We start from the raw sequence: 14181 nt of genomic DNA on the forward strand, positions 1-14181 counted from the left end.
GAGAGTGCTTCGAGATGTTGCGCAGCGCCGTTCATCTGAGCACGGCCCTTCAGAAAAATGGATATACACTCAAGCAAATCTATAAAAACCGCCCACCGGGTACTTTCTCCATGATGACCTTGCGTCAGATCCGTCACTTCATCGCCGTGGCCGAGACCGGCTCAATCTCCGCCGCCGCGCAAACCGCGTTCATTTCTCAGTCCACCTTGACCCTGGCCATCCAGCAACTGGAGCAGGAAATCGGCGTCGGCCTGTTCAACCGTCACGCCAAGGGCATGACGCTGACCCACCAGGGCCACCAATTCCTACGCCAGGCGCACCTGATTCTGGCGACGGTGGACAACGCCAAACGCAGCCTGCAACAGAGCACCGATCAAGTCGCCGGGCAGTTGATCATCGGCGTGACCAGCCTGGTGGCCGGTTACTACCTTGCGGATCTACTCACCCGTTTCCAGCGCGCCTACCCCAACGTCGAGATCCGGGTGATGGAGGACGAGCGCCCGTACATCGAGCATTTGCTGGTCAGCGGCGAGATCGATGTCGGGGTGTTGATCCTCTCCAACCTCGAGGACCGCCACGCCTTGCAGACCGAAGTGCTGACCCACTCGCCCCATCGGTTATGGCTGCCGGCCCAGCATCCGCTGCTGGAACACGACAGCATCAACCTCGCCGACGTGGCCCGTGAACCGCTGATTCAGCTGAACGTCGATGAAATGGACCGCAACGCCCAGCGCATGTGGACAGCGGCCTCCCTACAACCGCGCATCACCTTGAAAACGGCGTCGACGGAAGCGGTGCGAAGCCTGGTAGCAGCGGGATTGGGCGTGTCGATCCAGCCCGACATGACCTATCGCCCGTGGTCACTGGAGGGCGACATCATCGAAGCCCGCCCGATAGCGGACCTGAGCCAGACCCTCGACGTCGGCCTGGCCTGGCGTCGCGGCACCGCGCGCCCGGCGCTGGTGGACCCGTTCCTGACCGTCGCCCGCGAACACCCCCACGGCGGGCGCAAGCCATCTATTTAATCGAACGCCACCTTCAGTATTTAGTATTTGTCGACCTCGGGTGCGGCGCCTAGTCTTGGTACATCTATAAGACGGCCGGACCCCAGTCACAGGGAGCAGCATGGCCACACAAGAAAAGAGAACCCGAAAAATGGCTGGCGCGCAGACCCCGTTGTTCACCGCGTTGTTGATCGATGGCGAATTGGTCGCGGGTCAGGGGTTTGTCGAGCCGATCCTCAACCCGGCCACCGGTGAAGTGCTGACGCACATTGCCGAAGCGAGCATCGAGCAAGTCGAAGCCGCCATTCTCGCCGCCCACCGTGCCTTTGCCGGTTGGTCGCGGACTACACCGCAACAACGCTCGAACCTGCTGCTGGACATCGCCAACACCATTGAAAAACAAGCCGACCTCCTCGCCCGCCTCGAATCCCTGAACTGTGGCAAGCCGTTGCACCTGGCCCGTCAGGATGACTTGAGTGCCACGGTCGATGTGTTCCGTTTCTTTGCTGGCGCCGTGCGTTGCCAGACCGGCCAGCTCAGCGGCGAATACCTGCCGGGCTACACCAGCATGGTCCGCCGCGATCCGATTGGCGTGGTCGCGTCGATTGCGCCGTGGAACTACCCGATCATGATGGCCGCGTGGAAAATCGCCCCGGCACTGGCCGCCGGCAACACGCTGGTGTTCAAGCCCTCCGAACACACGCCGCTGTCGATTCTGGCCCTGGCGCCCGCGCTGGCCGAGATCCTGCCACGCGGTGTGATCAACATCATTTGCGGTGGCGGTGAAGGCGTCGGCAGCCACTTGGTGAGCCATCCTAAAGTGCGCATGGTGTCGCTGACCGGCGATATCGTCACCGGGCAAAAAATCCTGCAGGCCGCGGCGAAAACCCTGAAGCGCACTCATCTCGAACTCGGCGGCAAGGCCCCGGTGATCGTCTGCAACGATGCCGACATTCAAGCCGTGGTCGAAGGCGTGCGCACTTATGGCTATTACAACGCCGGCCAGGATTGCACCGCTGCCTGCCGAATTTATGCACAGGCCGGGATTCATGATCGTTTGGTGGCCGAACTCGGCGCGGCGGTCAGCAGCCTGCGCTTTGCCGGCAAGCGCGACGCCGACAACGAGATCGGCCCGCTGATCAGCACCCGCCAGCGCGACCGCGTGGCCAGTTTCGTCGAGCGCGCCCTCGGCCAGCCGCACATCGAACGCGTGACCGGCGCGGCGGTGCATTCCGGTGCCGGCTTCTATTACCAGCCGACGCTGCTGGCCGGTTGCAAGCAGAGCGATGAAATCGTCCAGCGCGAAGTGTTCGGGCCGGTGGTCACCGTGACCCGTTTCGATCAGCTCGAACAAGCCGTGGACTGGGCCAACGACTCGGAATACGGCCTCGCCTCCTCGGTCTGGACCCAGAACCTGGACAAGGCGATGCAGGTCGCGGCGCGCTTGCAGTACGGCTGCACCTGGATCAACAGCCATTTCATGCTGGTCAGCGAAATGCCCCACGGCGGCCTGAAGCGTTCGGGTTACGGCAAAGACTTATCTAGCGATTCGCTCCAGGACTACAGCGTGGTGCGGCACATCATGGCCCGCCACGGCCAGCATCTCTGACTACGCTTATAACAAGCCGCTAACGGCCTGCTTCATCACGTTCAAAACTGCCCCGACCATAATTAAAGAAGAGGGAAACCCCATGTTCGTGCACAAGACCGCACTGCTCAGTGCAATCACCACCGCGCTGCTGGCCAGTGCCAGTATCCAGGCCGCCGAACCGCTGAAAGCCGTCGGTGCCGGCGAAGGTCAGCTGGATATTGTGGCTTGGCCTGGCTACATCGAACGTGGCGAAAGCGACAAGGCCTACGACTGGGTCACCGGCTTCGAAAAGGAAACCGGCTGCAAGATCAACGTCAAGACTGCCGCCACTTCCGATGAGATGGTCAGCCTGATGTCCAAGGGTGGTTACGACCTGGTGACTGCATCCGGCGACGCCTCCCTGCGGTTGATCGCCGGCAAGCGTGTGCAGCCGATCAACACGGCGTTGATCCCGAACTGGAAGACCATTGACCCTCGCCTCAAGGACGGCGCTTGGTATGTCGTCAACAAGCAAACCTACGGCACCCCGTACCAATGGGGCCCGAACGTGTTGATGTACAACACCAATATCTTCAAAACAGCGCCGGACAGCTGGAGTGTGGTGTTCGAAGAGCAAACCCTGCCGGACGGCAAGTCCAACAAGGGTCGGGTCCAGGCCTACGACGGCCCGATCTACATCGCCGATGCGGCGCTTTATCTCAAATCGAAACAGCCGGAGCTGGGCATCAAAGACCCGTACCAGCTCAACGAAGCGCAATACAAAGCGGCGCTGGACCTGCTGCGCAAACAACAGCCCTTGATCCACCGCTACTGGCATGACGCAACGGTCCAGATGAGTGACGTCAAAAACGAAGGCGTAGCGGCGTCCAGCACGTGGGGTTACATGGTCAACGGCCTGGTGGCGGACAAGCAGCCGGTTGCCTCGGTCATTCCAAAAGAAGGTGCAACGGGTTGGGCCGACACCACCATGTTGCACGCCGAAGCCAAGCACCCGAACTGCGCCTACAAGTGGATGGACTGGTCGCTGCAGCCGAAAGTCCAGGGTGACCTGGCGGCATGGTTCGGTTCGTTGCCGGCGGTTCCGGCAGGGTGCAAGGAGAGTGAATTGCTCGGCGCCGAGGGCTGCAAAACCAACGGCTTCGACCAGTTCGAGAAGATCGCCTTCTGGAAAACCCCGCAGGCTGAGGGCGGCAAGTTCGTGCCGTACAGCCGCTGGACCCAGGACTACATCGCGATCATGGGTGGCCGTTAAGCCCTCTGTAGCAGCTGCCGAGGCACGAGGCTGCGTTGCGTGTCCGCAGGACCGCTCTCGGGGCCGCTGCGCAGCCCGACGCAGCCTCGTACCTCGACAGCTGCTACGACGCTGTTCATTAAGTTTCAGTTTTTCAGACGTCCAGGCAGGGCCGCCGTGACGGCCCTCGCCTTTTTGGAGCACCGCACCATGACGCTTGCAGTCCAGTTCACCAACGTTTCCCGTCAGTTCGGCGAAGTGAAGGCCGTTGACCGGGTTTCCATCGATATCCAGGACGGCGAGTTCTTTTCCATGCTGGGCCCTTCCGGCTCGGGCAAAACCACCTGCCTGCGCCTGATCGCCGGTTTCGAACAACCGAGCGCTGGCTCTATCCGCATTCACGGCGAAGAAGCCGCCGGGCTGCCGCCTTATCAGCGTGACGTGAATACCGTGTTCCAGGATTACGCGCTGTTCCCGCACATGAACGTACTCGACAACGTCGCCTACGGTTTGAAGGTCAAAGGCGTCGGCAAAACCGAACGCCAGAAGCGCGCCGAAGAAGCCCTCGACATGGTCGCCCTCGGCGGTTACGGCGAGCGTAAACCGGTGCAACTGTCCGGCGGCCAGCGCCAGCGTGTCGCCCTGGCCCGCGCCCTGGTCAATCGTCCGCGCGTGCTGCTACTCGACGAACCGTTGGGCGCGCTCGACTTGAAGCTGCGTGAGCAAATGCAGGGTGAACTGAAAAAGCTGCAACGCCAGCTCGGCATCACCTTCATCTTCGTCACCCACGACCAGACCGAAGCGCTGTCGATGTCGGATCGCGTGGCAGTGTTCAACAAGGGACGCATCGAACAGGTCGACACGCCGCGCAACCTTTACATGAAACCGGCTACCACCTTTGTCGCCGAATTCGTTGGCACCTCCAACGTGATTCGCGGCGATCTGGCGAAACAATTGAGCGGCAATCCACAGCCGTTTTCGATTCGCCCGGAACACGTGCGTTTCGCCGAAGGGCCGCTGGCCAGTCATGAAATCGAAGTCAGCGGTTTACTCCATGACATTCAGTACCAGGGCAGCGCCACGCGCTATGAACTGAAACTGGAAAACGGCCAGACCCTGAACATCAGCCAGGCCAACGTCCAGTGGCTGGACGTCAGCGCGCAACATCAGACCGGGCAACGCATCAGCGCACGCTGGGCACGGGAAGCGATGATTCCGCTGCACGACAACGTTGTCGGCGGGGTGTGAGATGAACAGCGTGGCTCTCCCTCAAACCCCGGCCGGCGGCTCACCGTTGCGCAGGTTTTCCAACCTGCTGTATCGCCGGCCGAATTTTTACCTGTCGCTGCTGCTCGTGCCGCCGCTGCTGTGGTTTGGCGCGATCTACCTCGGCTCACTGCTGGTTCTGCTGTGGCAAGGTTTCTACACCTTCGATGACTTCACCATGGCGGTCACGCCCGACCTGACCCTGGCGAACTTTGCAGCGCTGTTCCAGCCGTCGAACTTCGACATCATCCTGCGCACCTTGAGCATGGCCGTCGTCGTCTCGATCGCCAGCGCCATCGTCGCATTCCCGATTGCCTACTACATGGCGCGCTACACCACCGGCAAAACCAAGGCGTTTTTCTACATCGCGGTGATGATGCCGATGTGGGCCAGTTACATCGTCAAGGCGTATGCCTGGACCTTGCTGCTGGCCAAGGGCGGCGTGGCGCAGTGGTTCGTTCAGCACCTGGGTCTTGAGCCGGTTTTGCAGTTCATTCTGGGCATTCCAGGCGTCGGCGGCAGCACCTTGTCGACCTCACACCTGGGCCGGTTCATGGTGTTCGTCTACATCTGGTTGCCGTTCATGATCCTGCCGATCCAGGCCTCGCTGGAACGTCTGCCACCCTCGTTGCTGCAAGCTTCGGCCGACCTTGGCGCCAAGCCGCGCCAGACCTTTATGCAAGTGACTTTGCCGCTGTCGATTCCGGGCATCGCGGCCGGTTCGATCTTCACCTTTTCGCTGACCCTGGGCGACTTCATCGTGCCGCAATTGGTGGGCCCGCCGGGCTACTTCGTCGGCAGCATGGTGTACGCCCAGCAAGGCGCGATCGGCAACATGCCGATGGCCGCGGCCTTCACGTTGGTGCCGATTGTATTGATCGCCATTTACCTGACTATCGTGAAACGACTGGGGGCCTTCGATGCGCTCTGATGCAAAAAAACAAAGGCCAGAAACGCACGGAGAGAAAGCCTCGCTCGGCCTGCGCATCGCAGCCTGGGGCGGGTTGGTGTTTCTGCACTTTCCGATCCTGATCATCTTCCTGTACGCCTTCAACACCGAAGACGCGGCGTTCAGTTTTCCGCCCAAGGGCTTCACCCTGAAGTGGATCGGCGTGGCGTTCTCGCGTCCCGACGTACTGGAAGCGATCAAGCTGTCGCTGCAAATCGCCTCCGTCGCAACGTTGATTGCGCTGGTCCTCGGCACCCTTGCATCGGCGGCGTTGTACCGTCGGGATTTCTTCGGCAAGCAAGGCATCTCGCTGATGCTGATCCTGCCGATTGCCTTGCCGGGGATCATCACCGGCATCGCGTTGCTGGCGACCTTCAAGACGCTAGGGATCGAGCCGGGAATGTTCACCATCATCGTCGGCCACGCGACCTTCTGTGTGGTGATCGTCTACAACAACGTCATCGCCCGCTTGCGTCGCACTTCGCACAGTTTGATCGAGGCTTCGATGGACCTCGGCGCCGACGGCTGGCAGACCTTCCGCTACATCATCCTGCCGAACCTCGGCTCGGCATTGCTGGCCGGCGGCATGTTGGCGTTTGCCCTGTCGTTCGACGAAATCATCGTCACCACCTTCACCGCCGGCCATGAACGCACCCTGCCGCTGTGGCTGCTCAACCAGCTCAGCCGCCCACGGGACGTGCCGGTGACCAACGTCGTCGCGATGCTGGTGATGATGGTGACCATGCTGCCGATCCTCGGCGCCTATTACCTGACCCGTGGCGGCGAAAGCGTGGCGGGCAGTGGCGGCAAGTGATTTTCCTGACAATTCCAATAATGAATTTGCGGTAGAAAGAGGACAAAGCCATGCAAACCAAACTCTTGATCAATGGCCAACTGATCGACGGCGAAGGCCCCGCCCAACCGGTGTTCAACCCGGCCCTCGGTCGTGTGTTGGTGGAAATCAACGAAGCCAGTGAAGCCCAGGTCGATGCCGCCGTGCGTGCCGCCGACAGCGCCTTCGAAGGCTGGTCGCAAACCACGCCGAAAGAACGTTCGCTGCTGCTGCTCAAACTCGCCGACGCCATTGAAACCCACGGCGAAGAGCTGGCCAAACTGGAGTCGGACAACTGCGGCAAGCCTTACAACGCCGCGTTGAACGACGAGATCCCGGCGATTGCCGACGTGTTCCGTTTCTTCGCCGGCGCCAGCCGTTGCATGAGCGGTTCGGCGGGCGGTGAATACCTGCACGGCCACACCTCGATGATCCGCCGTGACCCGGTCGGCGTGATCGCGTCCATCGCACCGTGGAACTACCCGCTGATGATGGTCGCCTGGAAAATCGCCCCAGCCCTCGCGGCGGGTAATACCGTGGTGCTCAAGCCGTCGGAACAAACCCCACTGACCGCGCTGCGTCTGGCGGAACTGGCGTCGGAGATTTTCCCGGCCGGCGTGCTTAACCTGGTGTTCGGTCGTGGTCCTACGGTTGGCAGCCCACTGGTCACACACCCGAAAGTGCGCATGGTCTCGTTGACCGGTTCGATCGCCACCGGTTCGAACATCATTTCCAGCACCGCCGACAGCGTCAAACGCATGCACATGGAACTGGGCGGCAAGGCCCCGGTGATCATCTTCGATGACGCCGACATCGACGCCGCCGTGGAAGGCATTCGCACCTTCGGCTTCTACAACGCCGGCCAGGACTGCACCGCCGCCTGCCGCATCTACGCGCAGGAAGGCATCTATGACACGTTCGTCGAGAAGCTCGGCGAAGCGGTCAGCAGCATCAAGTACGGTGTGCAGGATGATCCGTCGACCGAGCTGGGCCCGTTGATTACCGCCCAACATCGCGACCGCGTGGCCGGGTTTGTCGAGCGCGCCGTGGCGCAGCCGCATATCCGATTGATCACCGGCGGCAAAGCTGTGGAAGGCAATGGGTTCTTCTTCGAGCCCACTGTTCTGGCCGACGCTCAGCAGGACGATGAAATCGTCCGTCGCGAAGTGTTCGGGCCGGTGGTGTCGGTGACCAAATTCACCGATGAAGCACAGGTGCTGGGCTGGGCCAACGATTCGAACTACGGCCTGGCATCGTCGGTCTGGACCTCGGACGTCGGTCGTGCGCATCGCTTGTCCGCACGCTTGCAGTACGGCTGCACCTGGGTGAATACGCACTTCATGCTGGTCAGCGAAATGCCGCACGGCGGTCAGAAACTGTCCGGTTATGGCAAGGACATGTCCATGTACGGGCTGGAGGACTACACCGTCGTTCGGCATGTGATGTTCAAGCACTAAAAACCGCAAAACAAAACAATAACCACCGATCCGGGCAGCGCCGTCATGGCGCTGTCACGGTTTCGGACATCCGAAATCTGCCGATTTTCCGGAGCTAACACACCATGAGTGCATCACCCGAACTCTCCGCAGCCGTTGCCGACAGCGATGCCGAGCAACTACGTAAACTGGGTTACACCTCGAACTTCAATCGCAGCATGAGCCTGTGGGAAAACTTCGCCCTGGGCTTCACTTATCTCTCTCCGGTCGTAGGGGTTTATACCCTGTTCGGCCTGTGCCTCGCCGCCGGTGGGCCACCGATGTTCTGGGCTTATTTGCTGGTCGGATGCGGCCAGTTGCTGGTGTGCCTGATCTTCGGTGAAGTGGTCTCGCAGTTCCCGATTTCCGGCGGTGTGTACCCGTGGGCTCGTCGCTTGGTGGGCAAGCGCTGGGCGTGGATGGTCGGCTGGATCTACTCCATCGCCCTGTGCGTCACCATCGCGGCTGTTGCGGTGGGCGCCGGTCCATACCTGGCCGCCATGATGGGCTTTGAACCGAGCAACAACACCAACATCGTCATCGCATTGTTCCTGACGTTGTTCGCCACCCTGGTCAACCTCAGCGGCACCAAGGTGCTGGCGCGGATCGCCATGTTCGGCTTTCTGTGCGAACTGGTCGGTGCGGTAATCGTCGGCGTTTACCTGCTGATCTTCGAGCGTCATCAATCGATCAGTGTGTTGTTCAACACCTTCGATATCAGCGTCGACGGCTCGTATCTGCCGGCGTTCCTCACCGCCTCGCTGGCGGGGATGTTCCTCTACTACGGCTTCGAGGCCTGCGGCGATGTGGCCGAAGAAACCCCGAACCCAAGCAAACAGATCCCGGTGGCCATGCGCATGACCATCTACATTGGCGGCATCGCGGCGATGTTCGCCTGCCTGGCGCTGATCCTCGCCGTGCCAGACATGCAAGCGGTGATCAACGGCACCGACAAGGACCCGGTCGCCACCATCCTCAACAACGCCTTCGGCCTGGTCGGCTCGAAAGTGGTGATGGGCGTGGTGATGATTTCCTTCATCTCCTGCGTCATCAGCCTGCAAGCCGCGGCGAGTCGTCTGCTGTACTCCTACGCTCGGGATGAAATGGTCATCGGCAGCTCACTGCTGAAGAAGATTTCCCCTACGACTCAGGTTCCGGTTGCGGCGCTGTTCGTGTCCGGCGTCCTGCCGGCGCTGATCATTGTGCTGGGCTTCTTCCTGCAGGATGCGGTAGCAACCATCGTCAGCTTCGCGGCGATTGGTATCTACCTGGCGTTCCAGATGATCGTGCTCGCCGCGTTGTATGCGCGCATGAAGGGCTGGAAACCGAGCGGTAAATTCACCCTCGGCGCCTGGGGCTGGGCGGTGAACATCGGCGCGTTGGTCTATGGCGTCGGCGCAATCATCAACATGGCCTGGCCGCGCACGCCGGATGCGGCGTGGTACATCAACTACGCGATGGTGTTGAGTACTGCGATCGTGATTGGGCTGGGGCTGGTTTATATGTGGCTGGCCAAGCCGTATGACCATGGGACTGCGCCTGCGGGGGATGCTTGGAAGGTTAGTCGGTAAGGCTGATTGCCCCGGGATCCAGTGAGTTCCCGGGGCAAGTCCTGCCCGTCAAACAGCACCTGTCGTCATCCCGCAGCTCAGCCATCAATTCATCCGTACGCCCTTTGATATCAGCTTTGCCACGTACCGCTTCGAAGCGATCTTGGACATAAGCCTCAGGTTTCGCGTTGCTACCGTCAGTCATAGATCTGTTCCTTGTGCGCAGACTAAATGGACGTGGCACAGCGACCATGACCAAATCCAAGCCTCGTCAAACCGTGAAGCCTTTGCCGCTGATTCCGTGGATTTGAATAAATAAAGGAAAAACTTCGTCTCCGGTGCCGGTTTCCTGCATGCGGTGCAAAAACAGGAAAATCCTACAGACCATACCTTCTAGCAAAGACTCCCATTCCTACGACAAGCGTCGCCAGAGTAGACTTGGCGCCGCAAGCGCCTGACCGATAGGCTTTACCCCGTCGCTGCAAAATCAGCGATCCGGGGTCGAAGCCGGAAACTCATCAACATGGCGCATCTGCGCTCCCATATGAACTGGGGCATTTTTTGCCTTTCAGTTTCACTTTATGGCGGGCCGTGTGACGCGGGCCTCTTGGCTTACATGTTGATCGAGAATGTCCCGACTTCGAACGCCGCACGGTCCGTCACCCAAATCTGTCGAAGGATTAGTGGCGGCTCCTTTTTCAACATGGAGTCGAAGAAATGCACACGCTAAATCAGTCTGAAATTCATCCTCATTTCATCCCTACCGTTTTCCCTCGCCACAACCGGTTCCTCCACGCCATCATCCAAGCAAATCAAGCCTGGTTCTGCGTTCAGGACCTGGGACGTTTGATGGGCCGCCCACTGGACCAACGACTCACCCAAAAACTCGATCCCGATCAGCGCCGATATGCCTGGCTGCTGAAGAACGGCAAAACGGTCGAATCACTCATGATCAGCGAGTCCGGAATGTACGCTCTGCTTGTCCACCATTTCGTCCCGGAAAACCGCAACCTGCGCCAATGGCTGAGCAATGAAGTCATACCTGCGCTCCGTGAGTCGAGCGCGGCACCTGTGGAAAACTTCCCGAGCCTGAGTTCGTTGCAATGGGGCGGGCTCTCTGTGCCGCTATTGCACTGGCAACAGTCGGCCTGGATCAAATGGCGGGATATGCCTGATCTGGTGCAGGCACAGCGACTGTTCCCGATCATGGGCACCTGTAGGTAAAGGCAGGGTGAATCAGCGGGTGTAAAGCAGCCCGGTGTAGGAGTAAACCTGCAGGGATGCTTGGGAAGGTTAGTCGGTCAACGAGTTTGCCCCGGTGCCATCAATGGCAGCGGGGCACTCATTGCATTTCGAAATACATCCCCTCCTCTCGTTCTGCTTTCGCCCGCTAAGGTTTCTTCAGCCAACGCACGACGAGTTGTTGACGAACAAGCCGGTAAGACCTAGGGTGTTTACGTCGTTTACAGCGTATACATCTCTAGGAGAGCCACCATGGCCTCACCCGTTTTGTCCTTTCGAGTTGAAGAAACGCTGGCCCAACAGCTGGATAATCTGGCAGCGGCCACCGATCGAGACCGTCAGTACCATCTCAAGCGTGCATTGGTTCGATATGTAGAAGCCGAGTCATGGCATCTACAAGCCATAAGCGACGGCATAAAAGACGCCGACGCAGGAAAACTCACCGATCTGGATGCCGTAAAGGCTAAGTGGGCAAAACGTGCCGAGCGTAGTACTGACTGAAAAAGCTGAAAGTGACCTCGATTCTATTCATGAGTATTACCAAGGCGTCCTTGGTGCTGATGCCGCATTGGAGGTCATAGCAATTTTTCTGCAATCCTTCCTTCAACTGGAGCAGTTTCCAGGGTCAGGAAGGCCTTCAGTAGTACCGGATGTACGTGAGCTGGTATTCGGTCGTTATCCATTTATCGCTCCCTATCGATTGATGCATGGCCAGATACAGGTACTGCGTGTTCTGCACCAGCGGGCAGAGCGATCGCAAAATTGGTAATCGGCGACATTCAGCCGCAACACTATCGCCGCGGCTGAACGTCGTACCTCCTTAAAACCTCGAAACACTCCTCATCGCATCCACCAGATACCGCATCGCAATCTGGTCGCTTTCCGACAGCTCCCGATAACGCTCCAACAACTTCATCTCGTCCGAACTGACCCGACGCCTTCGGCGCACTGTGGTCAGGCAAGGAAGGATTCCCAGCAACTGAGTGATGCCTTGTACTTTCGTCATGGACGATGTCCTTCTATAAGCCCGAGAAAACTTCAAAAACCGCATCGCCCTCTCCTTTTGGTAGTCGCCGGCCTGAAGGGCATAGGTCGGTCATGAACACAGAATAGGAACTATCGCGGCGGTGAAAAGCGATTTTTAGAGTAATTAGTCAAAAAAAGCAGAAATGCCCTATATATCAGAACGTACTGTCAGAAAACCTAACCGACATTTCTTGTTTCATTGCCGCGAAGCCAAAGTGCTACCAATCATTTTTTCTACGCGACCGAACGGTTTAAGCTATTTGTTATCTGTTTAATGTCCGTTGCGTTTGGCCGAAGGCATGTCCGAACCTTTATTTTTGATCCAGCACGTGCCAGGAACGGCGCGGGATTGTTCACGACAGGTTGAACTTATGCACCGCAGGAATTTGCTCAAAGCATCCATGGCCATCGCTGCCTACACCGGATTATCAGCCACCGGCCTGCTGGCTGCGCGGGCCTGGGCCGGTAACAGCGCGGCGGATGGCGAGGCTCAGGCGTTCGACTTCGAAGCGCTGAAGATCCAGGCCAAGCAGCTCGCTGGCAATCGCTATCAGGACACCAAGCAGGTGCTGCCGCCGACCTTGGCGAACATGGCACCGCTAGATTTCAACGCGATCCGGTACGACGGCAACCACTCGCTGTGGAATGACCTCAACGGTCAACTGGATGTGCAGTTCTTCCACGTGGGCATGGGTTTCAAGCAACCGGTGCGCATGTACAGCGTCGATCCCAAGACTCGTCAGGCGCGGGAGGTGCATTTCCGCCCGTCCTTGTTCAACTATGAAAAAACCACGGTCGACACCAAACAGCTCACGGGCGACCTGGGGTTTTCCGGGTTCAAGCTGTTCAAGGCCCCGGAGCTGGACCGGCACGACGTGCTGTCCTTCCTCGGCGCCAGCTATTTCCGTGCGGTAGATGCCTCAGGCCAGTACGGTCTGTCGGCACGCGGCCTGGCGATCGATACCTATGCCAAGAAGCGTGAAGAATTCCCGGACTTCACCAAGTTCTGGTTCGAGACTCCGGACAAGGACAGTACCCGTTTCGTGGTCTACGCCCTGCTGGACTCACCGAGCGCCACCGGTGCCTACCGTTTCGACATCGACTGTCAGGCCAGCCAGGTCGTCATGGGCATCGATGCCCACATCAACGCGCGCACCGCCATCGAACAACTGGGCATTGCGCCAATGACCAGCATGTTCAGCTGCGGCACCCATGAACGGCGCATGTGCGACACGATTCACCCGCAGATCCACGACTCGGATCGCCTGGCCATGTGGCGCGGCAACGGCGAGTGGATCTGCCGCCCGCTGAACAACCCGGCCACCCTGCAATTCAATGCCTTCGCCGACACCAACCCGAAAGGTTTCGGCCTGGTGCAGACCGATCATGAGTTCGACAGTTATCAAGACACCGTCGACTGGTACAGCAAGCGTCCGAGCCTCTGGGTAGAACCTACGACCGAGTGGGGCGAAGGCTCTATTGATCTGATGGAAATTCCTACAACCGGCGAAACCCTGGATAACATCGTCGCGTTCTGGACCCCGAAAAAACCGGTCGCGGCCGGCGACTCCCTGAACTACGGCTACAAGCTGTACTGGAGCGCACTGCCGCCGGTTGGCACGCCGTTGGCACGGGTCAACGCTACTCGATCGGGCATGGGCGGCTTCATCGAAGGCTGGGCACCTGGCGAGCATTACCCGGAAGTCTGGGCTCGACGGTTTGCCGTGGACTTCACCGGTGGCGGTCTGGACCGCTTGCCGCAAGGCGCGGGGATCGAGCCGGTGGTTACGTGCTCGAATGGGCAGGTCAAGGACTTCAACGTGCTGGTGCTGGATGACATCAAGGGTTACCGCATTACCTTTGACTGGTACCCGACCAATGACAGCGTGGCTCCGGTTGAGCTGCGACTGTTCATTCGCACCAATGACCGGACGTTGAGTGAAACCTGGTTGTACCAGTACTTCCCGCCTGCACCGGATAAGCGTAAGTACACCTGACAGTTAGTCGGGGGTTGA

General features: G+C 59.3%; 13 protein-coding genes. 12 read left to right on the top strand and 1 reads right to left on the bottom strand.

All coding sequences use genetic code 11. The features are described 5' to 3' along the window. The first annotated feature begins 110 nt into the window (after positions 1-110). The 11 genes from ACMXYI_RS01125 (at position 111) to ACMXYI_RS01175 (ending at position 11909) form a co-directional block, all read left to right on the top strand. The gene (locus tag ACMXYI_RS01125) at positions 111-1025 is read left to right on the top strand and encodes a LysR family transcriptional regulator (protein WP_415771183.1); all 915 of its coding nucleotides are present in this window, start codon (positions 111-113) and stop codon (positions 1023-1025) included. Between the two features lie 100 nt (positions 1026-1125). Then, entirely contained in the window at positions 1126-2613 is a 1488-nt protein-coding gene (locus tag ACMXYI_RS01130) for a gamma-aminobutyraldehyde dehydrogenase (RefSeq protein WP_415771185.1), read from the top strand. Between the two features lie 82 nt (positions 2614-2695). Next, complete coding sequence (ydcS, locus tag ACMXYI_RS01135; protein ID WP_415771187.1) at positions 2696-3847, top strand: putative ABC transporter substrate-binding protein YdcS; 1152 nt, start codon at positions 2696-2698, stop codon at positions 3845-3847. Positions 3848-4036: 189 nt separating this feature from the next. Continuing rightward, complete coding sequence (locus ACMXYI_RS01140) at positions 4037-5074, top strand: ABC transporter ATP-binding protein (protein WP_123365763.1); 1038 nt, start codon at positions 4037-4039, stop codon at positions 5072-5074. Between the two features lies 1 nt (position 5075). Continuing rightward, entirely contained in the window at positions 5076-6023 is a 948-nt protein-coding gene (locus tag ACMXYI_RS01145) for an ABC transporter permease (RefSeq protein WP_415771189.1), read from the top strand. Beyond that, the gene (locus tag ACMXYI_RS01150; RefSeq protein ID WP_415771191.1) at positions 6013-6855 is read left to right on the top strand and encodes an ABC transporter permease; all 843 of its coding nucleotides are present in this window, start codon (positions 6013-6015) and stop codon (positions 6853-6855) included. Before ACMXYI_RS01145 ends, ACMXYI_RS01150 begins: the two co-directional genes overlap by 11 nt. A gap of 50 nt (positions 6856-6905) precedes the next feature. Beyond that, entirely contained in the window at positions 6906-8330 is a 1425-nt protein-coding gene (locus ACMXYI_RS01155; protein ID WP_415771192.1) for a gamma-aminobutyraldehyde dehydrogenase, read from the top strand. Positions 8331-8434: 104 nt separating this feature from the next. Continuing rightward, on the top strand, positions 8435-9919 hold the full coding sequence (locus tag ACMXYI_RS01160; protein WP_415771194.1) for an APC family permease: 1485 nt from the start codon (positions 8435-8437) through the stop codon (positions 9917-9919). Between the two features lie 696 nt (positions 9920-10615). After that, positions 10616-11122 (top strand): BRO-N domain-containing protein, encoded by a 507-nt coding sequence (locus ACMXYI_RS01165; protein WP_415771196.1) that lies wholly within the window; start codon positions 10616-10618, stop codon positions 11120-11122. A 270-nt stretch (positions 11123-11392) separates the two neighbouring features. Then, positions 11393-11641 carry a CopG family ribbon-helix-helix protein gene (locus ACMXYI_RS01170; protein WP_134101860.1) on the top strand — a complete coding sequence of 83 codons (249 nt, stop codon included), beginning with the start codon at positions 11393-11395 and terminating at the stop codon, positions 11639-11641. Next, positions 11619-11909: a type II toxin-antitoxin system RelE/ParE family toxin gene (locus ACMXYI_RS01175; protein WP_415771198.1), complete on the top strand. Its 291-nt coding sequence runs from the start codon at positions 11619-11621 to the stop codon at positions 11907-11909. The genes ACMXYI_RS01170 and ACMXYI_RS01175 overlap by 23 nt, the downstream gene beginning before the upstream one ends. Positions 11910-11960: 51 nt before the next feature. Here the strand turns inward: ACMXYI_RS01175 and ACMXYI_RS01180 are convergent, their stop codons facing one another. Continuing rightward, on the bottom strand, positions 11961-12146 hold the full coding sequence (locus ACMXYI_RS01180; RefSeq protein ID WP_008151642.1) for a hypothetical protein: 186 nt from the start codon (positions 12144-12146) through the stop codon (positions 11961-11963). A gap of 391 nt (positions 12147-12537) precedes the next feature. On the opposite strand from ACMXYI_RS01180, the gene ACMXYI_RS01185 reads away from it, so the two are divergent. Beyond that, positions 12538-14163 (top strand): glucan biosynthesis protein D, encoded by a 1626-nt coding sequence (locus tag ACMXYI_RS01185; protein ID WP_415771199.1) that lies wholly within the window; start codon positions 12538-12540, stop codon positions 14161-14163. Positions 14164-14181 lie beyond the last annotated feature (18 nt).

The sequence above is a fragment of the Pseudomonas lyxosi genome (assembly GCF_047758685.1).
GTDB lineage: Bacteria > Pseudomonadota > Gammaproteobacteria > Pseudomonadales > Pseudomonadaceae > Aquipseudomonas > Aquipseudomonas lyxosi.

Bases quoted from the DNA above. Each gene is read 5' to 3' on its own strand.
- ACMXYI_RS01125 (WP_415771183.1), top strand. From the start codon at position 111: ATGATGACCTTGCGTCAGATCCGTCACTTCATCGCCGTGGCCGAGACC.
- ACMXYI_RS01130 (WP_415771185.1), top strand. From the start codon at position 1,126: ATGGCCACACAAGAAAAGAGAACCCGAAAAATGGCTGGCGCGCAGACC.
- ydcS (WP_415771187.1), top strand. From the start codon at position 2,696: ATGTTCGTGCACAAGACCGCACTGCTCAGTGCAATCACCACCGCGCTG.
- ACMXYI_RS01140 (WP_123365763.1), top strand. From the start codon at position 4,037: ATGACGCTTGCAGTCCAGTTCACCAACGTTTCCCGTCAGTTCGGCGAA.
- ACMXYI_RS01145 (WP_415771189.1), top strand. From the start codon at position 5,076: ATGAACAGCGTGGCTCTCCCTCAAACCCCGGCCGGCGGCTCACCGTTG.
- ACMXYI_RS01150 (WP_415771191.1), top strand. From the start codon at position 6,013: ATGCGCTCTGATGCAAAAAAACAAAGGCCAGAAACGCACGGAGAGAAA.
- ACMXYI_RS01155 (WP_415771192.1), top strand. From the start codon at position 6,906: ATGCAAACCAAACTCTTGATCAATGGCCAACTGATCGACGGCGAAGGC.
- ACMXYI_RS01160 (WP_415771194.1), top strand. From the start codon at position 8,435: ATGAGTGCATCACCCGAACTCTCCGCAGCCGTTGCCGACAGCGATGCC.
- ACMXYI_RS01165 (WP_415771196.1), top strand. From the start codon at position 10,616: ATGCACACGCTAAATCAGTCTGAAATTCATCCTCATTTCATCCCTACC.
- ACMXYI_RS01170 (WP_134101860.1), top strand. From the start codon at position 11,393: ATGGCCTCACCCGTTTTGTCCTTTCGAGTTGAAGAAACGCTGGCCCAA.
- ACMXYI_RS01180 (WP_008151642.1), bottom strand. From the start codon at position 12,146: ATGACGAAAGTACAAGGCATCACTCAGTTGCTGGGAATCCTTCCTTGC.
- ACMXYI_RS01185 (WP_415771199.1), top strand. From the start codon at position 12,538: ATGCACCGCAGGAATTTGCTCAAAGCATCCATGGCCATCGCTGCCTAC.